The sequence below is a fragment of the Rhizobium sp. CC1099 genome (assembly GCF_029714385.1).
Lineage (GTDB): Bacteria > Pseudomonadota > Alphaproteobacteria > Rhizobiales > Rhizobiaceae > Rhizobium.
On record NZ_CP121641.1, the window covers coordinates 1,567,283 to 1,590,836 of the forward strand.

Here is a 23,554-nt window from a genome sequence, read left to right on the forward strand (position 1 = left end):
TGCGCCGCGCATGGCTGACACTACCGATGACCTGATTATCAGTATCTCGACTGACCAGGCCACGCTTCGCCGCAGCATCCAGCGCATCGAGCGCGATCTGTCGGGGTTGGCCGGCAGCGTCCAAAAGCAGTTTTCCGCGGTCGGTAAGTCGATCGACAATTCCGTTTCATCAACGCTGCAACAGCGGATCAATGCCACGATGGGCATTGGCAAGGCGGCGGCGAAGGAGTGGACCGGCGCGCTTGCCGATCAGGGCAAGGAACTTGAGCGCCTTCGCGCCAAATACTCGCCGCTGTTTGCGACCATCAATCAGTACAAGATGGCGGTCGCCGACATCAAGCGCGCTCACGCGATCGGTGCAATTTCCGCTACTGAGATGGCATCCGCCATTAGCAAGGAGCGACAGGCTGCTCTGGCGTCAACGGCGGCCATCAAGGGCCGCAACGCTGCTCTTGCGGCTACTCCTGCCCAGCGCGCTGGAGCGGGCGTAGGCGCTTTCCAGACCGCCAACATCGCGGCGCAGTTTCAAGACATCGCCGTAACCTCAGCAATGGGGATGAATCCGCTGCAGATTGCCCTTCAGCAGGGCACGCAGCTTTCGTCGGTGATTTCTACGCTTGGAACTGGCAAGGGTGTTGTTGCTGGTCTAGCCGCAGCGTTCGGTTCGCTTATCAGTCCTGTCTCGCTGGTCACGATCGCGCTTGTCGCTGGTGGTGCAGCCGCGATTCAGTATTTTCAGTCGGTCGCAAATGGCGGCGCTGAATCCGAAGAAGCCCTCAAGAAAGAAGCCGAGCTCATCCAGAGCGTGGCTCAAAAATGGGGTGACGTTCTTCCGGAGCTTAAGCGATACGCCGATGAACGGCAGAAGTTGCTCGATGCGAAGGAGCAGAAAGACGCTGCCGCCGCTGCTGCCAACGCGCAATGGGAAGAACTGCGCAAGACTGCTGGCGATACAAAAATTGCTTTTGCCGACGTCGTTACGCAGTTGCAGGCGGCTGGCGCCGAGACAGAATCAATCTCCACCTTGCAGCGGTCGTTCAATGAATTGACCAACGGCATCGCGGACGGCACAGCCAACGCCGAGCAGGCGAGGGCAGTACATGAGGAGCTCGCATCGCTTGCGAAGGATATTGGCATTCCGGTCATATCGGAATTTGCCAAGGTCTTCGACACATGGGCGGCGTCGATAGACGGCGTTCGAGATGCGTCTGAAAAGCTTAAAAACAGCCCGATATTCAACGAGAATTTCAGCAAGAGCCGCCTTCCGACACTCGGCACTCTTGGGCCTGTCTACTCCGACAGCGGGACGCTGCTTACCGATCCGAATGAGATCGATCGTTACCTGAAGCGGCAGGAAGACAACCGTAATCCCACCATCGACACAGGTCGTGGGCGTCCGGTTCCTGTTCCGACACCAACGGCTAAGCCAATCCAACTTGGCGAAGAGGTCGACAAGAAGACCGAAACCGCCACTACCAGGGCCGCGAACGCCTATCGCGATTTGCAAAAGGCCGCAGACGACCGCATCGGGCAGATTCGCCAGGAGATCGGCCTACTCGGCAAGTATGGCACTGAGGCTGACGCTGCGCGATTTGCGCTAGACCTGTTTCAGCAGTCTGAAGATAAGGGTAGATCGCTAAGCGAACAGCAGCGCAAGGAAATTGAGAAGAAGGTCGAACTTTACAAGCAGTATTCCGAGACGCTCGCGAAAGCCAAGCTTTCTCAAGATCTGCTTATGGATATGCGATTTAACTCGCTATCCAAGGAAGATCAGCAGATTACCACAACGCTGCGTCAATACGGCCTTCCGGAAGACCTGAACAGCGAACAAGCCAGCCAGGTACGGCAATCCATTCGCATTGAAGGCGCGCGCGAGGAGCTTCGATCGTTCTTTGGCGACTTCAAAAGCGCGCTCCTGAACAACGGCGGCGACATAGGCAAGGCTTTCGGCGAAGCCATTCAGAATGCGCTTTTGAACCAAGCGTCAAAGCTTTGGGATAAAGTCTTCGATCAACTTACCAACGCCATTCTTGGCGGCGGGAGCGGGCAGGCGACGAGCGGTGGCGGTGGTCTTGGTGCCATAGGCGGCGCAATTGCGAGTGCGCTAGGTGGGCGGCCCTCCGGCGGCTCTTCTGGCGGCGCTAGCGGCGCGGTTGACAAGGCGTTCTCACTACTCGGCTCCACGGAGAGCACAAGCCGCGGCAGTATCAACACTTTCCTTAAGCAGGGCGGCGTTGATATTGATGCGGCGCAGACCGCTTGGTGCGCGGCCTTCGTCAATTCATCGTTGGCGCAGGTCGGTGTAGAAGGTTCCGGATCGTTAACCGCCAATTCGTTTTTGGATTGGGGCTCTAAGATTGATCCTAGCAAGGTGCTGCGCGGCGACGTTCTCGTTGAGAGCCGTGGCCTTGGAGCTAACCAGGCTGGCGGTCATGTCGGGTTCGCTACTGGCGCCATGCGTTCTGCTGGCGGCGTTGACCAGTTGCAGATGCTGTCTGGCAATCTCAGCAATGGCGTAAATACGTCATGGGTTGATGCCACGCAGGTGCAAGTACGGCGAGCAACAGAGGCAGCCAATGCACTAGGCAAGGTGGCGGATTCTGCTGGATCGGCGACGCAGGGGCTCGGTACATTTGGTTCAGGTCTTGGGCAACTTGGCTCGCAGCTAGGTGGCGCACAGGGCGGCGCGGGCGGCTGGCTTTCATTCCTGTCCGGCACGATATTTAGCGGATCGGGCCAGTTGGCTGCGAGCGGCGGTATCGGATTGTTCGCCGACGGCGGTCACGTCAGCGGTCCCGGTGGGCCAACTGACGACAGTGTCCCGGCGATGCTTTCGAATGGTGAGTTCGTCATAAACTCCCGCGCTACGCGCAAGCATAGGCAGTTGCTCGAGGCCATCAACACTGGTCGAGTCGCTCGTTTTGCAACGGGCGGTCTAGTAAATTCTAGATCGATTGGCGCCCCTACCGCGCCCCCGCTTTCGCCGCGCGGGCGTTCTGCTTCAAACGATAACGCCAATCCTGGCGTTCTTGTTGTCCGCATTGATGGAGCCAACGGCGACGATCATGTCCGAACGATCGTCAAGCAGGGCGTAGACGAAGGTCTCGGCCAGTACAACGAGAACCAGCGCCGCGGTGGCTTCGGGACGATGCAAACGCGCTTCACATCTCAAAAGGGCTGACGATGGCCAATTACCTAAATCAGCCAACGCTGGCGGCAGACTTCCTGTCGCCAGTCAAGACCAGCTATGACGTTGCTGGGTCGTCGATCGATGGCGGCCGCAATGGAACCGGCGAAAGTCAGACCATAGAGATGAGCGGCGGCGGCATCGTCATTGCGACATATGAAGACTGCAAAATAAAAGACGCCGAGCAGTACGAGTACATAAACTGGCTGGGCGCCAGATTGAACGGCGGCTATCGCTTTATCAACGTTCCAATCATCACCGATTGGTTTGGGCCATTCCCGAAGATCGGCAAGTTGCCGACGCCGATCGTTACGGGCATTCCACATTCGGATGGTTCCTACTTCGACGATGGCTCTGGTTACAGCCAGGCTACCGTTTGGGGAGTGGTCACGGAAGCCGCGGCCCTGAACGCAGGCATTCTCAAGATGCGCGTTTACGGTCTGTCTCGTCCATTGCGTTGGTCGGATTGGTTTTCAATCTACCACGCAACCGCAAAGGGCTGGCGCGCCTATCGATATTGGGATGTGCTGGCCTCGACATCCGGAACGGACGATGTCGGATCATACAGAGATTACACGCTGGCGCTTGCTCCACCACTCCGCGAGGCGGTTAGCGTGGACACGCGCATCGAGTTCGCTCGCCCACGGTTCGTTGCCAAATTCAAGGCGGAGTTCACTCTGCCGTCAGTTGTTGAGGCGTTCTTTGTAACGCAGCAAAGCATCCAATTTTCGGAGGCTTTTTAGCCTTGGAGGGACTATGGGTTGGGTTCCTGATGCCGTAGTCGATGCGATGCGCGGCAGCCATCAGCTTGGCATATTTCTTCGCGTAGACACTGATCCGGCGCTGCACATCTGGTTCGGCGTCAACGATATTCCAGTTGGCTTCGATAGCATAGATCCAGACGGCACAGTTTATCTGGGTGGCGGCGTCCTTATCGGCGTTCCGACGCTTGAGGTTCTGGTAAACGGTACGGCAGACAGTGTCGACTTTACCGTTGCCGGAATCGATCCTGCGACCGGCGGGAAAATGCTAGACAGTCTTCCGCCGCTGCGCGGAGCTGCTGTGCAGCTCGGGCTGACCACGCTGGACGATTATTTCCAGCCAATGAGCAATATTATTCCGATTTGGACGGGCACCGCTTCCCACGTATCGGAATCGAGCGCAGCCGTGCAAGGGACGCAGTCGCCAACACTGACATTGGCTCTTTCGGTTGTCTCTGGTGAGACGACGCGCTCACGGCCATCTCGCTCGCTGTGGTCTGGTCCGCATCAGAAGGCGATTTCGCCAACTGACCTGTTTTGTGATGGCACCGCTCGCCTATCGCGCGGCGTCCAGCCCGTCTGGCCGCATTACACCTAATTTTTGGATATCACATGACGCTGCATGAATATCTGCGCTTGCCTCATCGGTTTCGGTGGGGCGGCCGCGCCGGAGAAGACTGCATCATGTTCTGTGCGTCTTGGGTTGCAGAGCAGACCGGGACGGATCCCGCCTCAGAGGTGCGCGGCACGTATCGCGATGAGCCGGGGGCGTTGCAAGTGCTGTCGTCTGCCGGAGGGATTAAGGCGCTTTTTGCGAGTGGACTTGAGCCACTTGGTTATGAGCGAACTCGCAAGCCCGTTTCCGGAGACGTCGGAATTGTTCTGGCACCATCTGGGATTGACGGAAAGATCAAAGAAATAGGCGCCATCAGATTTGGTCCGCTCTGGGCGCTTTTAGCGCCCGACGGTGTGCGCGCCAAACCACTTCAATTCGTTGCCGCGTGGCATCTGCCAACCGCCAACCGCGGAGCGTAATATCTTGAGTCTTCATCATAGAATGATGCTCCAGCGCTACGGGCTGGCATGCACAACTTCGCTTTATAGCCAGGTTCTTTTCGATCCGATCTTTACGCCGATCTTTACGGCGTTGTTCACTCCGATCTTCGGGGCCGGTACCGCGCTCACGTCGTTTGCAGTTGGTGCGGCAGCGGCCATCGCGACCACGGCGTTGACGGTCGGCCTGCAGCTGCTGCTCGCGCCAAGCGTCAAGACTCCAAAGCCGGAAGACGGCAAGGTTCCGAAGGCGCAATCCATTCCTTATCGGTGGTGGGGCGTCGGTCGAACCCGCATTGCCGGCGCCTACATGCTATGGGAGGCGAAGGGCCCTCGGTTGTTTTCCGTGCAGGCTCTCACCGGCCATCGCATCAAATCAATCAACCGCTACTATCTGCACGATGATGAAGTAACGATCGGCGCCGGCAATTTTGTAAATGGCCTGCCGGGTGGTCGTTATGCCGATCAGAAGGTAAGGCTCTACTCCCGGCTCGGGCTAACCCCGGAAACTGCATATAGCGACATAGTAGCGCTCATCCCCGAGTCATGGACTTCGGCGCATCGCGGCGATGGGCAAGCGTCCGTTGCCATGATCGCAAAGACACCGGACCAGAAAAACTTCAGCGCGCGGTTTCCTTACAATGCGCCGTCCGTTTCGGTGGAGGCCGATCTTGCCTATTGCTGGGATTTCCGAGACCCGGCGCAAGACCCGGACGACGAAAGCACATGGGAGTGGACACAGAACTGCGCCGTCATCCTGGCATGGCATCTGTGCTTTTCCGAGTTCGGTGAAAAGCTCGATTACACCAAGGCCATCCTTCCGGTCCTAGATCTGTGGATCGAAGAAGCAGACATCTGCGATGAAGACGTACCGGTGAACGGAGGCGGCACGGAGAAGCGCTACCAGTGCAACGGCTTCGATACCACCGAGAATGGCCCGAAGGCTGCGACGAATGCCATTCTGGCGGCCTGTGACGGCCATCTGGTAGCCCGCGGCGATGGCGCCCGTATCCTGACGGTCGGCAAGTTCCGCGAGAGCCGGTGCGGCGTTCTGGCGGATGCCGATATCGTCGGACATAACATCCAGTACGACGTGCTGTTCGAGGACGAAATCAACCGCCTCGTTCCGAAGTTCACCTATCCGGCCATCGATTATGCGACGGCTGACACCGATTATTTTGAGGACACGGATGCGCAGATCAGCGCCGGCCGCGTGCTGGCGCAGGAAGCGGAATATACATGGGTTCATCAGTGGCGGCAGGCCCGCAGACTTGCCAAGCGCGAATGGCTGCGCATTCAGGAGAAGGTGCGCGGCTCACTCGATGTCAGGCTCTCCGGCATCAACGCGGTCTACAACCGCTGGAACCGGCTGGAGACGCCGAACCGGCTGCCTCGGCTGAATGGCGAGATCATCGAAAACCGCCGTGCTCTGCTTTCGATCACACGCGGCGGGTTCACGATGGATATCGTCCAGCATCCCGAGAACATCGATGCATGGACGCCGGCGACGGACGAAGGGCAACAGCCTCCTGTTCCGCCCGCTCCAAACCCGGCGGGATTGGTGACGCCCGTCATCAATCTGGTACAGGCCAAATCCAATTCCGGTAGCGTCTATATCCGGGTGGTCATCATCGATCCGGATGACGACAGCCTGACGCCGACGGTTCGGTATCGCGTGGCGGATGCAGGTTCAGGCAACCCCGGCGCATGGATTGAACAGCAGTTTCCAGACACTACGGCTTTTGGCGGGTACGTTGACCTAGCAACCGGGACGGTGCCAGCGGACGAACTGCTCGACATACAGGTCGCGTTCATTTCGTCTAAAGGCAAATATTCCGATTGGTCGATCACGGCGAACATCACGTCGACGGTAGACTCCACACCGCCGGGGACGCCGATAAACCTGACGGCTCCAAACTCGGTCACAACGGTTCCGGTCAGCGCAAAGGCGGCAAATGACAATACCCGCTATCTGATCTTCAAGCGCGGCACGACGGGACAAAGCTTCGCCGCTGCAACGTTGATCGGACAGTATTCGGTGACTGCCAACCAGACGATTAACTTCAACGATACGCCCGGTGCAGGGACATACAAATACTGGTGCGGAGCTGAGAACATCTCCGGCATTCCATCCGCGTCGCAGGCGTCGGTAACCACCGTCGTCACCTAATCCGCAAGACATCGTATTTTTTAGCCCTGGCTTCAGAGCCGGGGCGATTTTCTATGGGAGCCGTTATGGCAGAGAATGCAAACACCATCTGGGCAGACGGCCCTAGCGGAGAACCTTACCAGCCGGAGAAGTCGCGTATTAGGGCTTGGGGAACTTGGCTGGAGGAAAACATCGGGGGTCGGATCGCCGCAACTCGAACGGCGCTCAAGGCTGTAGATACCGACGCGTTTCAGGTCATGTATCTCGCCGAAGCCGGACGCCAGGGTTCCTTCAGTTGGAAAACCGGTGATTTCTCGACACTGATCGCGGCCGATCCGCAGGAAGGTATTTATATTGAGGCGGATGACATAGCCGCCACCGCCGGCGCGTGGGTCCGGCAAGACGGCGGCTGGCTGTTTGGCGACATGCGGGCTGAGTGGTTCGGCTTTGTCGACAGCACAGACGGCGCGACTACCGCGGCCACGAACCAGACGGCAATTCAGGCGGCCCTCAATCTTCGCTATCACCTGCGCGGCGGCATCGTTAGGTATAAGGGATTCGGCTATTTCTCCGACTTCCTTGCCATCCCGGCGTCGTGCTTTCTTGAGGGCGATATCCGTCATAACGTGTTGCTCGAATACGGCGACACGACTGGCGGCGTAGATCATCCGAATACGGGCAGCGTGCTCCACACCTATGGAGCTGGAACGGCTCGTCTCTGGACGGATGAAAGCGGTACGGGCAGCGATACACCGATAAAGGTCGCTATTGCGGTCCTCGGTGAGAATGCTGGCGTCCGCAATATGACGCTTCAGACCCCGACGACTTCTGACGCGTGGGATGTTGGTATCCATATTTGCGGCGTTTCTCGGGGGAGCTACGAAGGCCTCGACGTTCGCGGCGCATGGAAAAAAGACGCTATACGCCTTGACGCCACATGGAGCCGAACCAGCACGAATATGCTGGCAACCGCCTTCCTGCCGTCGTGGTTCACCGCCGATTACAAGGCTATCTACGACTTTGGCCTGACCAACAATTACTTTGAGCAATGCCGCTTTGAGGGCGGCGGTGCGCTGGCGGTCGAAGGCGGCCCGAACGTGGCGCTCTCCACGAACGGAATTTCCGACACGGTTTTCATTGCTTGCGAGTTCTACAATGAACAGTCCGCCACGACGAAAGCAACGCGAACCGGCGTAAACGGACACCTGATCAGGCTTAATTACCGGATCACAGGTCTCGGCGGCGCACAGGGCTTGAGCTTCATTGGCTGCCGCTTTGATGCCGCCTCGCGTTGGGTATTCGATTTCGATTATTGGTCGAACGTCGATCTGGTGCAGCGATGCTTCGTCGAAACGTCGGCGGCTTATGTCGCCTCACAGACGACGGATGGCGCTCCAACCGAACAGCTTCGCGGCCGTATTCGCACGACCACCAACACTTGCACGCAGACCGGCGACGTGCTTCGCTTCTGCGGCGAGTTCTTCTGCAACCTCTCGACCGCGAACAGCGTCGCCGGCGACAATGCGGCAAACGGCACGCCCATCACCTGGGTTCCGCGCGCCGAGGCCGGCAAGCGCATCACCTTCGAAACCGGGGCCTATCGCCGCACGTTCGATGAACTGACGGACGGGGAGGTCGGCACGTCCGGCTACTTCATTCGCTCGTGGGCCACAGCAGGCAGGATCAACCTCCAGAAGATGACCGGCAACGCGGTCGATACTTGGGGCTATCTTGCCAACAATGAGAATTCGTGGGGCACTGCCTACGATCAGAAATGGGGCGCAGGGACTGTCACCTTCCAGCGTAACAGCGTCACCTTCCTGAGCTACAACGGCACGAACATAATTTCGCTGCCAATCTATAGCGACACGACTGCCAATGCCGCCAACGTCAACATCGAGTCGGATGGTCGCGCTCGCCGCTCCACATCGGCCCTAAAATACAAGACGAACGTCCAGCCTATCCCAGACGAAATGCTGGACGCGCTCCTAAAGCTGCGCGGCGTTCTCTACACCAGTCTCTGCTCAGGTGATGATCAAGATCAGTTGCATATGGGCTCGATCGCGGATGAAGCAGCCGAGCTGGGTCTTGAGCCGCTGGTAGTGCGCGGCGAGGATGGAGAAGTCGAGGATTTCAAATACGGACGAGCTTTCTCGGCACTGCTCGAGGTCGTCAAGCGACAGGAGGCACGTCTCAAAGTGTTGGAGACCTGATCCGCCACGATAGACGGCTGGGCGCGAGATTCTCGCCTAGCCCAACTCTACTAAACGGGAGGATAGGGGTTTCTCCCGCGACGCGGGGTCGTACCGATCTCTTTCAAATGATAGGCTGGCCAGAATCTGCCGAGGTTTAGCCGGTCCAGATTTTCATCACCGTAGGACCCAGAATAGACCCCAGCGAACTCGAGCACGGGTAAACTGTCCGCCATTCGTTCCGATGGTATGCTGAGATAAGTTCCGATCATTCTGTCGAGATCACCTGAATGTAGGGCGGCTCCTTCTTCTGGGGTAACTCGAAAACCTGGCCCTACGAAGTATACAGGCGATCCAGACATTCCCGGTCGGCCAGGCATATCCAGAAATACACACCGACGCCCTTCAAGCGGCAATGACGGTTCTGAGCTGACCATCGCGCGTTTCCAAACGGGGAATGGATTTGATGGCGTCAAACCAAACGGGTAGCCTATCAGGCAGACTTCTACGCCCGGAGAAAGTGCCTTGTCGATGTAAGGCGCGAACCGTTCTACCCACGTGTAAACGTTCTGTTCTCGAACAGGGGCCATGGGGATCGCTATCAAATCGACTTGCTCGAACCCCTCCGGGCTTTCGCGCCAAATCGGTTCTCCCTCAATATAAAGTGGCACCAGCGGCAATTCTATGGGGGTCCGGTCCGACGCAACAAGCGCATACGACAAATGGGTGGGTGACATCGGGATGCCGGGCAATGTCTGACGAGGCCTTTCTGGATGCCGCCCGGTGACCACGTGCCAGTTTGTAATCAAAAAGATGGTGTCGTCGAGCCGTGAGAAAAAGCCACTAGCGGTCGCGATTTGCTTCTTGTCCCCGTCGCCGCCGCAAAAATAGGTTCGAATTAGCACTGAACAATGCGCCGCCTCGCTTGGCGGTCGGATTCTTTGATCGACCAAGTCTCGTCCTCCTTGCCTCTCAACCCATCGTTTCAGTAATATCCTCGCTAGAGGCTGTCGAGTCTGCTTTCAATCAGTACTTGTAACATAGGTTATGAAGCAAATTGCTGATGGGCATCGAATCAAAGAGGCCAAGATGGCGAAGGTAGTGACCATCACAGCATTCGACAGCAACAGCGGTTTCGCATCGCATTGGATAATTGACGGTGGTATTGCCAAGTACGTTTTCGACCCAACGATCACTGTTGCGGCGACGAACCTAAGAGAACTAGCGGTCATACTTTCAAAGGGTTTAGTTCCCAGCCTGGAATTTTATAAGGATAAGGATCCGTCGAAGTTCTGCTTTGAAGCCTCTGAAACGGATATCGGACATTATTTCCCGCGCCTGTACAGGCCGTTTGTGGGCACCGGGTCTGCAGACACCGATGAGCCTCCATCTGACCAAGCCCATAGGAAGGATGCGATCAGGCAGTTTCGAATCCTCTGGCGCGATCTGCAAATTTTATTCGAACATGTGCATCCAGATTCACGCAATCTCAGCGCTTTCGGCGATCGGATTCGAAACCTCATACTCCTCTGTGCAATGGAAGTGGAAAATCAGCTAAGAGGCATATTGCGCGCGAACGCCTATCCGGAGAAGACAGTAAAACGGCTCAACTTTGGTGACTATCAGAAAATAGAGCCATATGCCGGCTTGTCTCACTATTGCCTAGAATACTCTCAATACGAAAATCTCGGGTTCTTCAGGCCTTTTGATGTTTTTGAGAAGAGGGCTCCCGATTGGTGGGACGCCTATAATCAGATCAAGCATGATCGTTATAAGAACCAACATATCGCCAACTTGGGGAATGCTCTAGCAGCATTCACGGCATTCGGGATAACCATAATCGCCCAGCACGGTTACGGGGTGATGTACCAGGGGCACGACGGCACCATAATGGCGGATGTGCTGAAGATGACGCATCAGCCATCGCTTCGCCCGGTATTCCGCAACGGTAGTGAGGCATGGACCGCACAGCCTGTCTTTCAAAGGCGATAGCCGATTCCATCAATGATGATTGACGCATGGCCTCGTGGTTCGGCCACCCCGCACTGGGCAGCGAGAAATTCAAGTTTCGTGAATAGCAGTCGTAATCTCAGCGCCCAGTTTCAAAGGCTCGCTTCGGCGGGCCATTTTCTTTTTCAAAGGAAACGCACGGTGAACCGAAGCGAGTTGGCGACGAGGTTCGCCGTGCCTTCGGATAGTTAACAGACCAATAGGAAATCAAATGACCACCACAACTACGCTGCCCGCGGAGTGGCTTCCGCGCGTCAAGATGGATCGCGTGATTTGCCATTGGACGGCCGGCGGTCACAAGGCCACCGACTTCGACAAGGAGCATTACCACATTCTGATTGAAGCCGACGGCAATGTCGTCCGCGGTCGCCCATCAATTGCATTGAACGAATCCCCGGCGAAGAAGGGCTATGCTGCTCATGCACTCAACGCAAACAGCGGCAGCATCGGTGTTTCGCTGTGCTGCATGGCCCTGGCGACCGAAGCGCCGTTCAATCCCGGCAAGTCGCCGATGACGAAGGCGCAGTGGGACAAGTTGGCCGATGTGGTTGCTGATCTGTGCCGCGCTTATGGCATCCCGGTCAGCCCTAAGACGGTTTTGAGCCACGCCGAAGTGCAGACCAATCTCGGCATCAAGCAGCGCGGCAAGTGGGACTTCACGAGGCTAGCGTTCGCACCGGAGGTTAAGGGAGCCAAGGCATGCGGCGACTTGCTGCGGGCTGCCGTGGCGGGCCGGCTATGACTGGGCAGGTCGGAAAGACCAGCAGCCGCCGATTCTCCAAATGGCTTGTCGCCTTCAACGTCGCGCTGGCATGGGGCGCGATCTATCTGGCCATCATCTATCTGCAAGCCGCTTACGTGGCGGCTAGCGGATTTGCCTTCGTGCTCGGCGTTGCTGGTGCGTACATGGGGGTAGGGCACCTCGACCTACGCGCTTACGTCAAGTCGTTCACGGCGGCGAACAACGCGGGCGGCGCCTACTATCCCGTCGAGCCAGTCACAAAGCCATCCACTCCGGAGGATCAACTGACATGACTTGGATCACAAAGGCGCTCGGCCTCAACAGCCTGGCCGCCTATCTAATCGTTGCCGCTCTCGCGGCGGCGCTGGCGGGCGGTGCGTACTTGTATGTCGACCATCGCGGGTATGAACGCGCCGAGGCTTACTACAAGAGCCAGATCGCCGAACTCAAGGCCGCTGCGGCCGACGCGCGCAACAAGGAAGTCGAGCGCCAGGACGCGGCAAACAACGCCGCCAAGGCACGCGAGGCCGCTCGAATTTCCGAGATGCAGGCCGCTAACCAATCCCTACAAGAACGAATTGAGGAGCTCCAGCGTGAAGCTGATCAAGATCCTGATGCTGGCAAGCCTGTGCTTGGTGCTCCAAGCGTGCGCCGTATCAACAAGATACGATAAACTAGTCGTCGTCCCTCCGCCTCCCGTATTGCGCAAACCGGATAGCGTGCTGCTCGAGCGGTGCGTTGGTCCGGTCGACCTCGGCGACAAGCCGCTGGTGCAGGCGCAGCTTGAGAAGTTGTGGATCAAGGATCGCGAGCGACTGCTGTCCTGCGCTCGGGGCCACTTGGCACTCCGCGACTATTACGCCGATCGCGATGCTGTTTTGGCGGGCGGCAAGGCGGTGAAGAAATGACGCCTGAAGAAATAATGAAGGCTGTGCTCTTCTTCCTTACGGTCGCCGGCGCTGGATGGGGCATCTGGTGGAGAATCGATAACAAAGTCGCGGAAAGCCGCAAGGAGACTGAGCGTGTCGCCGAGGCGTTAGCCGGCCACAAGCTCTACGTGGCTGAGAATTATGTCTCCAAGCAGGGACTTCGCGAGACGACAGATCAAATCATGGAAGCGATCAGCGGCGTCAAGGCAGCGGTCGACAACATGACATTGCGCGTCGATCGCATTGTCGAAAATCAAGCGAAGCCGAGAACCTCGCGTGGGTAGAAAAAACCTTCAGAACCATTTTCCTCGAGAGATTTTTCCAGTTCCGCGTGCTAGATGATTCTCATCTAGTTGCATTCGTTGAACTGTGCCTTGGCAAAAAATTAACCATGCGGGGCCTATATGGAACAATATGGTGTTGACATTTGTTAACAGTGATATCATGTTGAGGCCATCGACTTGAGCGGCAGACCTCAGCACCCGAACAAGGAAATTGAGGCTGCATTGGCTTACCTTGAAGACCTGAAATGGACTTATAAGCAACCTGGCAAAAGTGCTCATTGCTGGGGTCGGATGCTATGCCCTCATAATGATAGAAATGGCTGCCAAGTATCGGTGTGGTCAACACCAAAAAATCCAGAGGAACACGCCAAAGCGCTGATTCGCTGTGGAAAAAGATGTTCCCACTGAGGAGCGAGTGATGGGAAATTTTAAATTCACGATCATAGCCTCTGGCTTGGATCCACAGGCGGAAGACTTCGAAGACCGCTTCTACGAGGCTGGTTGCGATGACGCAACGATCACGTTTGCGCGCGGCGCAATCCTATTGGAGTTCAGCCGGGAGGCGCGCAACTTCGCGCATGCCGTTACATCAGCGATACGGGACGTAAAGGTAGCTGGCGCCGATATTGAGCGCGTAGAGCCGGATTATCTCGTCAGCCTATCAGAGATCGCCGAACGGGCATGCCTCACACGCGCGGCCGTAAGTCAGTATGCCAAAGGGGAGCGCGGCCAGGGGTTCCCACTCCCTGTTGCGCGCGTTAGCTCTGAAAGCCCGCTATGGGACTGGGTCGATGTGGCTCGCTGGCTGCACAAAAAATCGCGCGTCAGTCTTGGCGATGTCGTGAGGGCGAAGTTTGTACGGCGCTGCAACGATTCTATCGATCGTGACCATCACAAGAGAAAATTTCGGCAAGTAGCCTGACGCCCTTGGGCGCACGACGCGCTAACAATCCAGCCGCCTCTCCTTAGCCGGGGAGGCGGCTTTTATTGTTTTGTGGTCACGCCCAGAGCGTGAGATGTTCGTAAATTGTCGTGATTTTTGATAGGATCATGTCAATGGGGGACGTGATCATGACTTGGGATATCGCATTGCTTATATGCCTCGCGGCCGCACCCGTTGCTGTTGGCTTTGCTCTCCGACTGGCGAAAAGGAGCGACAGGCTTCAGACCTTAGCTCTCGCCGCGCTTCCGTTCGCAGTCTTGCTGTTCGTGTTCCTACGCGGCCCGGTCTAGCATCTCACCGCCCCAGGCCAGGCGTGCCGTGATCTACTCTGTATGGAGGGCGAGCACTTAGGCTTCTTGCAGGAGAACCGAGATGGCCGCACCGTCAAAATCAATGCTGGGCGACGAACCAGCAGATTTCGCAGAGGCCCTTCGATATCAGATAAGGAACCACGACGAGACGACGTGGTCTCTCTTGCACGCGATGTCGGACGCCGGGCATAGAATTGCCTTTGTCACGCTTAGAAGGTGGGTGCTAGGCAAGGGACAGCCGGGAAAGGCCCACACTTTCAAGGCACTGGAATTCGTTGAAGACCGATACGAGCTGCCGAGAGGATATTTTCTTCGGAGAATAGGCAAGCCAACTGCCCCGTATGGCGCACGCCAAGGGCAGGCTTATCAGGGTAACCTGCACGAAATCGCGTGGCACCTTCCGTCCGATTTCTTCTTTCTTCCAGCAGAGAAACGCGAAGAGATTGTCGACTGGGTGCGTCGATCGATATTGCGGGGATCAACAGATTTTAACGCTTATCAAAGAACGCGCTCCAAGACCCCATACTCGATCAAATTTGAAAATCCGTTCGTGACCGAGCATGAAGGCCGTAGCCTTGTGCATTGGCGCTGGATGGGCAAGCGCCGCTTTGCTGCGACTCTCACTCGAACGCATGGTGTTATCGCCGCTCCGCCGCGTCTAGCAGAAGAGATCAAGGATCTGGCGCTTTTCAAGACATCAACTTTTACCAGAACGGGATTTCGGCGTTCGGGGGTATGGACGGAGTTTTCCATGCTCATGTCCATACAGCGGCTGGGGAGGATCTTTGGGGCGCTGGCCGCGTCACCGGGCGGTGAGCTGAATGGCCACGGGGTTCCGCTGCCCCAGTTGACGATGGGGATACTGGCGTTTTCGAGTGTGTGGGACTGGTATCTCTGGTGGTGCCAGGAACGCCGGGGAGGGCTCCTAACCTTAGGGGAGGTGACCCTTATGGGCACTGCTGTTTGTCTCCTGCAACCAAAAACTGGCTGGCTGACGCAGCGTCCGGATTTAGGTGCGTTTTTGACGCCGATACCCGGCTTGATTTCCGTCGAGGACGTCGAACGGGCCAAGGGCGATTGGCCAGCCACCTGCGAACGCTCTTTCACCGAGATCGTGAAAAGACGCGCTGACGTCAACCGCGTGGCTCGGCGGCATCGAAATCCGTTTGAAGCCGTGCTCCCCGTTCTAAATGCGGATAGTCCGCTGAAAGAATACTTGAAAATAGCAGACGAGATTGAGCGCAGAGTTCCCGATTTGAATGATCGGCCACGTTCAGCTGCGGTTGCGGTCCGCTCCCTGCTCATGATCCGTTTGGCGCTGGTTCTCGGTTTCCGATCGAAGAACCTTCGGGAGCTATTGGTCCGTATGCCTGGCCAAAATCCACGCGGCGAAACCGAGCTCGAAGAGGGGCAACGGGGAGAATTGCGATGGAATGAGAGCAAGAGGGCCTGGGAAGTTTTCGTCCCGACCGTTGCCTTTAAGAATTACAAATCAAAGTTCTTTGAGGGCAGTCCTTTTGAGATGACGCTTGCAGACAGAGGCAATCTTTATCTTTACATCAACGAGTACGTTCGCAAGCATAGACCATATCTCCTAGGCGGACAGAACGACCCCGGCACCTTTTTTGTGCGATGGCTGGACAGGCGTCCAGGCAACGCGGAATTCACCCAATCGACGTTCTATGATGCGTGGAGATTAATTGTCCAACGGTACGGCATCTACAATCCATACACTGATCGCGGGGCTATCAAAGGTCTGCTACCTCACGGACCGCACTGCGCGCGGCACGTGCTTGCCGTTCATATTCTCAAGACGACGGGCTCCGTTGAGTATGCGAGCTACGTGATCCACGACGTTCCGAGGACGATCCTGGCGTACTACGCGCGGTTCTTGCCCAAGGACAAAAGTGCCATCGCCTCAAAAATTTTGGATCAAGTCTGGGAAGACAAGCCGGAATTTGATTTTCGAGCTGCTTCCGAGGGTGTTGTAAAGGCAACGACTTTTGATGGACGGTATCACCGGAGACGATAGGTGAGGCGACCACTCAGGCTCCCAGGCTAACGCACTGAGGCCGCGCGGTTAAGCCAGACACAATACGCCTGCCGAACGTCAATCTTAGGGAGTTTCAGGAGATATTGCGGGCGCTGTCTCAGTGACGGCTAGCGTCCATGCATTCCTTTGATCTGTTCGTATAGGCGGTATCGACGACAGCTAGGCGCCGACATAAGCTAATCCAGCCGCGATCGCGCCGTTAAGGTCGAGTTTCTGCGTGAAAGCCGCTTCGAAACCTGCTTGAACCGCAGCTCCGCGTTCCTGACCAGTTCCGTGGTGGCCCTTACTGTTTACATTATTGTCTCCGAAAGATTGCTGAGTAGTCGCGAAAATCACAGCTGGGAAATTAGCATTTGCGAGCTTGCGCTTTCCTGCAAAATAACCGGCTAGGTAATCCGCATTTAATTCCGCGCGCCGGACCGTGGGTTGTCCGGCCATCAATCTATCTTGTAGACCATATTTGTATTGAGCGATGTGCCCATATTCATGGGCGCATACTGCCAAAACGGCTGCATCTGGAGCTTCGGTACGTGTGAGAAGATCCTGGAGCATGCTTTTACCAAATAGTACTGTTCCGTCGTCGTTATTCATCCGCTTCGCGCGTGTTGCATATGCGTTGTTTGAGCCGGTATCATCGTAGTAGCCAAATCCTGGAAGGACATTGAAAACGGCAGTAAGCCGGGCAAGAGAGTTTGCTAGCGCTCTATCAAAGCCGGGTATTCCGGATTGCGGAATTATGGGCTCGTTCCCTGTTGCGTAGGAAATGATGTCTTCGTCTTGCATGAGGGGCGCAGCTTCCCAATCTTCGAGCATACATCCGGCCGAGGAACTGTAAGTTGAGGCCGACTGAGCCTTTGCGTAGCGCCCGCAGAAAGAACAACCCGCAACGCTCATCGAACCTTTCATAAAATTGCGACGGGTCAGCATGGCTTTTTCCTCAGCTGCAGAGGGTTGGGTAAAGTCGGCAACCTTCAGATGGATCATTAGGAACCGGGTCGGTCGATGTTGGCCGGTTGATGGGGGGCGGTGTTGTTCCACCAGTGGGCCTAGTGGGGGTCGGCCCTGCCTGAACTGTGTTGAAGTTGATGCCCTGAATCTGATTAAAAGCCTCGGCAATCTGCCAGACCATTTGCGCACCAGACACAAATTGGACTTGGAAGCCACAGACCAGACCGTAGGGAAGCGGTTGTCGGCCAATTGGAACAACGTTCGCGATTGGCCCTAATTGTGCGAGCTGTGGGAAAAATCCAGAGCCATTACTTTGCGCCATGAGTGTCTGATATACAAATGGGCTTACAAACTGGTATTTAACAGTGCCGTTTTGCATATCGGTTATCAGATTCACCGCTGGCTGCGGGTTGCAGGGCATTTGAGCCAGAGTTGTACTTGTGAAACCTGCGAACATCGTCGTGAATGCGAAGCACAGTCTGAACAGCATTTTCCCCTCCTGCTGTATATCATTCTAGATTATCATCCAAAGTTCAATAATGCGACTCGTGGGAGAAGAAATTGTCAGTCGCAGGATGTTCTGCCCCTGCCAAGGGATGGTACCATCGCCCATCGCCACTGGCCGACGCGCGATCCGCTGGTTAGATCGAGGTAAATACGCCCGAACTGCAAATCGCCATCCCAGCAGGCATAGTCTTTGTGCCCTTCACCCGGCCACGTTTCCTGCCACTTATATTTCGGCTGATATTCTTCCGTCGTCATTGTCTCAAATTTCGTTTTCTTTTTAAGTATTCCCTGATGTAATCATCAGATGGCAAAGTCTCCACCTTCCAAGCCTCTCCTCGCCACCGACGCGCCAGTTCGATCCCGGCCGCGCAAGCCGCGAGATCCGGCGCAGCCGAACCTTCCCCTCGATCCGATGCCAGACCGCGTAGAGCCGTGCCTGGCACTGCTGAAACCCAGACCGCCCAAAGGGCCGGAATGGGCCTTCGAAATCAAATGGGACGGCGCGCCTGGACGCGTGACGGAAAGCTGCGGCAGTCGTCATATAAGGGGCTGCGGGATCCGGATGAGAATGCGGGGATCTATGAGATTGATTGAACGTCTTCCCGACATTCGCTGGTGATAGACAATTCAGGTGGCGAGTTGCTAATCTTTGACAGTTTTAGCGCGCAGGATTGCAGTATGTCGAATATCGAATCCAATGAAGTAATCGCTCTTGCCGATGAATTCGTCGAGCTCATGCGCGCAGATGACGAAAGACCATTCGGGCTCCGGGAATTTTCGGTCTTTGTCAGCGTCCGTCTGGGCCATGAGGCCACAATCTGGGATCCGGATGTTGAAGGTGCTCTCATCAAGAGATTCAACGACCACTACGACTTGGTCAGGCAGGACCTCGGCATGAGATGGGACTTTGTGAACGGATACGTCGAGGGGTATCTCTCAGAGGAGTAGGTCGGTGCCGTTCCAGCCTTACCACGAAGACGCGATCTGGACGCGGAGTGGGTAAACCAAAAAGTTGTGATCGGAGGTGGCGTACTCACGTCGACATCCGTTAAGATGCACCAAATGACTCGCCGGAGCAGAACGATGCCTCACCGAATTTTCCTCAGCCACAAACACGAGGATAAGCCCGTCGTCGAACCAGTAGCTCTCAAGCTTCGAGACATATTCGGAGAGGAGGCAATTTTCTATGACTCTTGGTCAATCAAACCAGGAGACGGCATCATCGAAAAAATGAACGAAGGCCTGAGTGCTCCTGAATTTGTCTTCTTCTTCGTTTCAAAGCTAGCGCTCGAAAGTGGCCTCGTCAAAATCGAGTGGCAGAATGCACTTCTGCGCGCGACCAAGGGCGAAACAAGGCTGATCCCCGTGCGGCTCGGAAACGTTGTTCTGCCTGAGGTTCTGAGGCAAAATCTTTACATTGACCTCTATTCTGTTGGTTTGGACGTCGCCATCCATCAGATTGTCAATGTCGTACAGGGCAATAGTTCCTTTACGCCCCAGCATCAGGACTTTTCTAATTTGACGTGGTCCATCAAGGACGGCGCCGAGAACGAAATAGCTCTACAGATTGAGGCATCTCATTATATGGAGCCCAATCCTAATTTTATTCTATTGGTCGCAAATGCACAGGATGAAGTACAAATCGAGGTCAACAACGGCCAGCCGATGTTGACCAAATTCTATGAAAAACCATTTCCAGGCGTAGACGCCAACGGCATTACATTTGCTCCCATGGGCGGAGCGATCACGCCAGAGCGTCCTCTGCAGCTGAAGGTGAAAAAGATAAAAACTGCAGACGTGGGAATAAAGGGGATTGTCCACGGCTGGAGTGAGCCATTCAGAGATGTGCCCCCGAGCCCCTCAATGCAACGGTTGATCTCAAACGCCAAGTTGTAGCTACCTATCTGCCCCCATCCTCATCCACCGCTCGCAGAGATCTTTCGGATCCGCAGGCGTGAGTCCTATTTATCGATCGCCTTACGATCCCACTTTCGCGTGCTGGGGATTGCCGGCGGCATCTTGTGGGTGGCAACCCACATCGAAAAACCTGAAGGCGTTAAACCGCAGTAAGCGGCGGCTTCTTTGCGGCCGATAAGGCGAGGCTGGTCAGTCACGTCCGCTCCTTCTTCGGCCTGGCACTCGGATGAGCGAACGGCAAAAATCGCGCGTTATAACCAGCGCACCGGAAATATTCGAGTGCTCGCTTGCCTTCGGGCATCGCTACGTCGAGCGACTTGCCTTCTCCCAGCAGCAAGATTGCGATGACTTCGTATGCCTGGGCGACCTTCGCGCGCAGTTGATCTGGGCCAACGGGCTTTGGCGGGGGCACTCGTGCCGCAATTTTGGCATTGATCCAATCGACCACCTCTGCTTTTACGAATCCTATGCGTCGGTCGCCGAGATCCACATGTTGTGGGAAGCGCCCCTGCTGGCGATACTTGTTCACCATCGTCCGTGACATGCTTGTCATCCTGGCGACTTCGTTGAGCGAGACGAGAATTGCGACTTCGTCAGGTATGCGTCTCATGCAAGCTTTCTGTGATTTGCAACTCGATCTTCGATCCAGGCGATGACTTCGGCTTTCACAAAGGCTATTCGCTTGCATCCAAGCACCACCGGAACAGGGAATCGCCCGTCCATCCGGTAGCGATCGATTTGGGTTCGGCTGAGACTTGTGAGGCGTGAGACTTCTTTGGGCGCGATGAGGATGACGCTTTCTTCTGGTGAAATTTTCTGTGTCATTTCTTCTTCGCCTTGGCCGCCGCGCGCCGAGCTTCGTATTGAGCCGTAAAGTCGCCGCTGCCAGCCAATGCTCGCTCGAGAGCAAGATCCGCCTTTGATTTGCGAGTGGTGACATGGAATGTCGGCGCCGGGTTATGGTACTCGCGCGTGGTATGCCGCTTTATGAAGCTCTCAATTTGATCAGGGGCAAACGTGAGGTGACGTCGCTCCGTGCCGCGGCCAGCGCTGACATACGCAAGCTCGCCGCGGTGAACCAAGTCTTTGATAGTTGAGACGGACACGGCGAGAAGTTCGGCAACTTCTTTGAGGCTCAGTAGCCGACGGATGGACCGCTCCTTCATACCGAAAGCGAACGCGAGTTGGACGTCCTCTCGTTGCCATCCTTTATCGGGGTCGAGAGGCTCGGCGAAGCGGGCGTAGTAGTGTGCTGAAGTTTGAATACGGGAATCGACCACAAGCCACCAAACAAGAGAGACATAAAAATGCCGCCGGCACGAATGCCAAGGCTTTGGTTGTCCGGTGGTGACGGATCGCATGCGGATTGGTGGGCCGCGGTCGGAAGCTAGGTGAGTCGGGTGAGGGCGGTCAAGTTTGGAGCGCTGCAGCCTCCCGGTTAAGTCGTGTGAGTTGCAAACTTTTTCCGTATCTCGCGGAGTGTGCGACTTCCTCTTCTGCCCGCAATCCAAGCGATAACGAAGCCGACAACCGAAGAAAGGGCGCAAATTGGAGCTATTCGCCACGTCAGCAAATATGCATTAGCCGTTAACTGCTCCTGAAAGGCGGCGTTCACAAAGACACCAGCTGCAAAAGACACGAGGCCGGCAGCGCCCGAATACCAGATAGACGAGGAAAAAGAGCTGCTAGCAAGCGTATCGAGTTCGTACTCGAACACAGGAGCAACTTTCACGCTTCTCGAGATGTAGATGTTCTCGATCGAAGAGCCGATCGAAGGCTGTTGAGGAGGTTGGCCGCTCACGCTAGCCTCGCTTCGGCGAGTGTGAATGTCACCAAGCGGGTAGGTCGGTTGGATTCGCCGATGTTCTGAACAACGAGATTGTAGCGCAATTGCCACGTACCACTACGGCCTATCGCACTTCCCGCGAATGCTGCGCTTATCTTGCCTGAAGCGGCCATTCCAAGTGGATCGCCGAAGTTGACGAGTACTACTAGGTATGAATTGCCATCATTCTCGGTCCGCACGCGCGGTACGGCATCAGGCCTAAAATCAAACCAAAACTCGATCTGGATACCTTCTTCGCCAGTGTATCTGAATTTCTCCTGATCAGGGCTGAGAACGATCTGCCCGGTAAACAGCACCTTCGCGTCGATAAGCTGATTTGGCAAACCGTTGCTAACTTCAAGCATTAGGATCTCCTATCGTCGCCCGAGCGAGCCTTCGGGGCGTCGTTGTAGACGTTCATGCCGTTGAACATCAGTGGAACGTCGCGCATGCTGGGCTGGCACGTGTCGGTCATGGCTGAGAGCTCTCCCTATTGCACTTAGCCTTCTTGAGACGATCTTTCCACACCGTCATTTGCTTCTCATTGGGGGGCGCAACCGAGATCCTGCGGACATCCCGACGCACGCTCTGATTATCGCGGTGGGCGGTCATGCTAACGATCCCGGAGGCGGACGCCTGGCCCGTTGCCGTTTGCATCGATAAAGATGATACCGGCTGCTTCAAGCGCGGACTTTACCGCCTGAAGTGTGCTGATACGAGAATCCGTGACTCCGCGCTCGATGTTCTTGACGCTCATTTCTGATAGCTTGGCCGCCGATGCAAGCTCGGTCTGCTTCCACCCCAACAAAGCGCGCGCCGCCCGAATTTGTCCGTTCGTAATCATAACTTTAGATACCTTATGGCGTCTCTAAAGGCAATTAAAATAGACGTAGCGGTCATTTTTGTGCTTGACGGTAATATAGATAACCGCTAGGGTTATTTTCGTTAACCCAAAGTCAACGAGGAGCCCCGCAATGTATGCAACGAAAGCTGAAGTCGATAGAATCGCGTTGCCGCGCAGTCTGGTCGGAAGAAGACGACGCACCTATCGCGTCAATTCGCCATACCGCTTCCAGATCGGCGATCGCGTCATGTTTCATGACAGTGAAGCAATCATTTTGTCTCGCTCGCGGTCAATGATGGGCCGAGAGCTATTCTACATTCAACTCATTTCGGGTGAGATTGCTGGTCGCCCGTTTCGCACGGTCTATGGCTTCGGTCTCATCCCATCCGGGAATCCAAATGAAGACAGGCGTCAAGCACACACTGATACGTGAGCTATTCGAGAAACAAGGCGGTCACTGCTGCTATTGCGATCAGCCAATGGTCATCATGTCTCGCGGCGCCGACCACAATCGACCTGACGCCGCCACGCTCGAACACTTGATGACTGGCCGCCGCAAGGGATGGACGAATCGCGACAACCTCGCCGTCGCATGCCGGGAGTGCAACGGGATGCGCGGATCAGCGATGGACTGGCTGATCTTCAAATCATACCGGCTCGGAGAGTTGTGGGAACTCATCACCCCACAAAAAAAGTTTTAGGCGCGGCATTCGCGCCGGCCCGCCGAAAGGCGCGGCTCCCAGTTACCAATGGCCGGCGCGGTCACCATCTGCGCCAACACAAGCAGCGCGCCGGCCGGTTGACTCTGCTACGCTGCCAATCGGCATGCCGGAAAACATGCAGAACTCCGCAAAAGCGCAAGTCGCGGCACACGCAACGTTCATTGGCGGTTCAGGCTC

26 protein-coding genes and 1 pseudogene are annotated in these 23,554 nt (G+C 56.0%); 19 read left to right on the forward strand and 8 right to left on the reverse strand.

Annotated elements, in window-relative coordinates:
- Positions 1-10 precede the first annotated feature (10 nt).
- The 6 genes from QA644_RS08100 (at position 11) to QA644_RS08125 (ending at position 9,363) form a co-directional block, all read left to right on the forward strand.
- Positions 11-3,181: a phage tail length tape measure family protein gene (locus tag QA644_RS08100; RefSeq protein ID WP_283071862.1), complete on the forward strand. Its 3,171-nt coding sequence runs from the start codon at positions 11-13 to the stop codon at positions 3,179-3,181.
- Between the two features lie 2 nt (positions 3,182-3,183).
- Positions 3,184-3,930 (forward strand): hypothetical protein, encoded by a 747-nt coding sequence (locus QA644_RS08105; protein ID WP_283071864.1) that lies wholly within the window; start codon positions 3,184-3,186, stop codon positions 3,928-3,930.
- 13 nt (positions 3,931-3,943) lie between these two features.
- A complete protein-coding gene (locus QA644_RS08110) occupies positions 3,944-4,546 on the forward strand; it encodes a hypothetical protein (RefSeq protein WP_283071866.1) in 603 nt (200 codons plus the stop codon).
- 14 nt (positions 4,547-4,560) lie between these two features.
- On the forward strand, positions 4,561-4,983 hold the full coding sequence (locus QA644_RS08115) for a hypothetical protein (protein WP_283071867.1): 423 nt from the start codon (positions 4,561-4,563) through the stop codon (positions 4,981-4,983).
- A gap of 4 nt (positions 4,984-4,987) precedes the next feature.
- A complete protein-coding gene (locus QA644_RS08120; RefSeq protein ID WP_283071868.1) occupies positions 4,988-7,171 on the forward strand; it encodes a hypothetical protein in 2,184 nt (727 codons plus the stop codon).
- A gap of 65 nt (positions 7,172-7,236) precedes the next feature.
- Positions 7,237-9,363: a tail fiber domain-containing protein gene (locus QA644_RS08125; RefSeq protein WP_283071870.1), complete on the forward strand. Its 2,127-nt coding sequence runs from the start codon at positions 7,237-7,239 to the stop codon at positions 9,361-9,363.
- 50 nt (positions 9,364-9,413) lie between these two features.
- On the opposite strand, the gene QA644_RS08130 is transcribed toward QA644_RS08125, so the two are convergent.
- Positions 9,414-10,295, reverse strand: a complete 882-nt coding sequence (locus QA644_RS08130) for a hypothetical protein (protein ID WP_283071871.1) — start codon at positions 10,293-10,295, stop codon at positions 9,414-9,416.
- Between the two features lie 136 nt (positions 10,296-10,431).
- Here QA644_RS08130 and QA644_RS08135 point away from each other — a divergent pair, with 136 nt between their 5' ends.
- From QA644_RS08135 to QA644_RS08170, 8 genes are all read left to right on the forward strand, one after another.
- Complete coding sequence (locus QA644_RS08135) at positions 10,432-11,334, forward strand: hypothetical protein (RefSeq protein WP_283071873.1); 903 nt, start codon at positions 10,432-10,434, stop codon at positions 11,332-11,334.
- Between the two features lie 229 nt (positions 11,335-11,563).
- Positions 11,564-12,094, forward strand: a complete 531-nt coding sequence (locus tag QA644_RS08140) for a peptidoglycan recognition family protein (protein ID WP_283071874.1) — start codon at positions 11,564-11,566, stop codon at positions 12,092-12,094.
- Positions 12,091-12,387 (forward strand): hypothetical protein, encoded by a 297-nt coding sequence (locus tag QA644_RS08145; protein WP_283071876.1) that lies wholly within the window; start codon positions 12,091-12,093, stop codon positions 12,385-12,387. Before QA644_RS08140 ends, QA644_RS08145 begins: the two co-directional genes overlap by 4 nt.
- Positions 12,384-12,767: a hypothetical protein gene (locus QA644_RS08150; protein ID WP_283071877.1), complete on the forward strand. Its 384-nt coding sequence runs from the start codon at positions 12,384-12,386 to the stop codon at positions 12,765-12,767. Before QA644_RS08145 ends, QA644_RS08150 begins: the two co-directional genes overlap by 4 nt.
- A gap of 46 nt (positions 12,768-12,813) precedes the next feature.
- A complete protein-coding gene (locus QA644_RS08155) occupies positions 12,814-13,002 on the forward strand; it encodes an anaerobic dehydrogenase (protein ID WP_283071879.1) in 189 nt (62 codons plus the stop codon).
- Positions 12,999-13,307, forward strand: a complete 309-nt coding sequence (locus QA644_RS08160; protein WP_283071881.1) for a hypothetical protein — start codon at positions 12,999-13,001, stop codon at positions 13,305-13,307. The genes QA644_RS08155 and QA644_RS08160 overlap by 4 nt, the downstream gene beginning before the upstream one ends.
- 418 nt (positions 13,308-13,725) lie before the next feature.
- Positions 13,726-14,229: a hypothetical protein gene (locus QA644_RS08165; RefSeq protein WP_283071882.1), complete on the forward strand. Its 504-nt coding sequence runs from the start codon at positions 13,726-13,728 to the stop codon at positions 14,227-14,229.
- 393 nt (positions 14,230-14,622) lie between these two features.
- Entirely contained in the window at positions 14,623-16,593 is a 1,971-nt protein-coding gene (locus QA644_RS08170) for a hypothetical protein (protein ID WP_283071884.1), read from the forward strand.
- A 180-nt stretch (positions 16,594-16,773) separates the two neighbouring features.
- On the opposite strand, the gene QA644_RS08175 is transcribed toward QA644_RS08170, so the two are convergent.
- Together QA644_RS08175 and QA644_RS08180 are read right to left on the reverse strand one after the other, a co-directional pair.
- Complete coding sequence (locus QA644_RS08175) at positions 16,774-17,541, reverse strand: metalloprotease (RefSeq protein ID WP_283071886.1); 768 nt, start codon at positions 17,539-17,541, stop codon at positions 16,774-16,776.
- Between the two features lie 10 nt (positions 17,542-17,551).
- Positions 17,552-18,052 carry a hypothetical protein gene (locus QA644_RS08180; protein WP_283071887.1) on the reverse strand — a complete coding sequence of 167 codons (501 nt, stop codon included), beginning with the start codon at positions 18,050-18,052 and terminating at the stop codon, positions 17,552-17,554.
- Between the two features lie 321 nt (positions 18,053-18,373).
- On the opposite strand from QA644_RS08180, the pseudogene QA644_RS08185 reads away from it, so the two are divergent.
- The 3 genes and pseudogenes from QA644_RS08185 to QA644_RS08195 form a co-directional block, all read left to right on the forward strand.
- Positions 18,374-18,571 (forward strand): annotated as a pseudogene (locus QA644_RS08185) (ATP-dependent DNA ligase); the annotation flags it as partial.
- 176 nt (positions 18,572-18,747) lie between these two features.
- Entirely contained in the window at positions 18,748-19,017 is a 270-nt protein-coding gene (locus QA644_RS08190) for a hypothetical protein (protein WP_283071888.1), read from the forward strand.
- Between the two features lie 135 nt (positions 19,018-19,152).
- Positions 19,153-19,965, forward strand: coding sequence for a toll/interleukin-1 receptor domain-containing protein (locus QA644_RS08195; RefSeq protein ID WP_283071890.1), 813 nt, complete (start codon positions 19,153-19,155; stop codon positions 19,963-19,965).
- Positions 19,966-20,179: 214 nt separating this feature from the next.
- Here the strand turns inward: QA644_RS08195 and QA644_RS08200 are convergent, their stop codons facing one another.
- The 5 genes from QA644_RS08200 to QA644_RS08220 form a co-directional block, all read right to left on the reverse strand.
- The gene (locus QA644_RS08200) at positions 20,180-20,530 is read right to left on the reverse strand and encodes an AlpA family phage regulatory protein (RefSeq protein WP_283071892.1); all 351 of its coding nucleotides are present in this window, start codon (positions 20,528-20,530) and stop codon (positions 20,180-20,182) included.
- 62 nt (positions 20,531-20,592) lie between these two features.
- Entirely contained in the window at positions 20,593-20,811 is a 219-nt protein-coding gene (locus tag QA644_RS08205; RefSeq protein WP_283071894.1) for an AlpA family phage regulatory protein, read from the reverse strand.
- Complete coding sequence (locus tag QA644_RS08210) at positions 20,808-21,347, reverse strand: helix-turn-helix domain-containing protein (protein WP_283071896.1); 540 nt, start codon at positions 21,345-21,347, stop codon at positions 20,808-20,810. The genes QA644_RS08205 and QA644_RS08210 overlap by 4 nt, the downstream gene beginning before the upstream one ends.
- 436 nt (positions 21,348-21,783) lie before the next feature.
- Positions 21,784-22,176, reverse strand: a complete 393-nt coding sequence (locus QA644_RS08215) for a hypothetical protein (protein ID WP_283071897.1) — start codon at positions 22,174-22,176, stop codon at positions 21,784-21,786.
- A 248-nt stretch (positions 22,177-22,424) separates the two neighbouring features.
- A complete protein-coding gene (locus QA644_RS08220) occupies positions 22,425-22,655 on the reverse strand; it encodes a helix-turn-helix transcriptional regulator (RefSeq protein WP_283071899.1) in 231 nt (76 codons plus the stop codon).
- Between the two features lie 130 nt (positions 22,656-22,785).
- On the opposite strand from QA644_RS08220, the gene QA644_RS08225 reads away from it, so the two are divergent.
- Together QA644_RS08225 and QA644_RS08230 are read left to right on the forward strand one after the other, a co-directional pair.
- Positions 22,786-23,088: a hypothetical protein gene (locus QA644_RS08225; RefSeq protein WP_283071901.1), complete on the forward strand. Its 303-nt coding sequence runs from the start codon at positions 22,786-22,788 to the stop codon at positions 23,086-23,088.
- Positions 23,054-23,356 (forward strand): HNH endonuclease, encoded by a 303-nt coding sequence (locus QA644_RS08230; RefSeq protein ID WP_283071903.1) that lies wholly within the window; start codon positions 23,054-23,056, stop codon positions 23,354-23,356. Before QA644_RS08225 ends, QA644_RS08230 begins: the two co-directional genes overlap by 35 nt.
- Positions 23,357-23,554 lie beyond the last annotated feature (198 nt).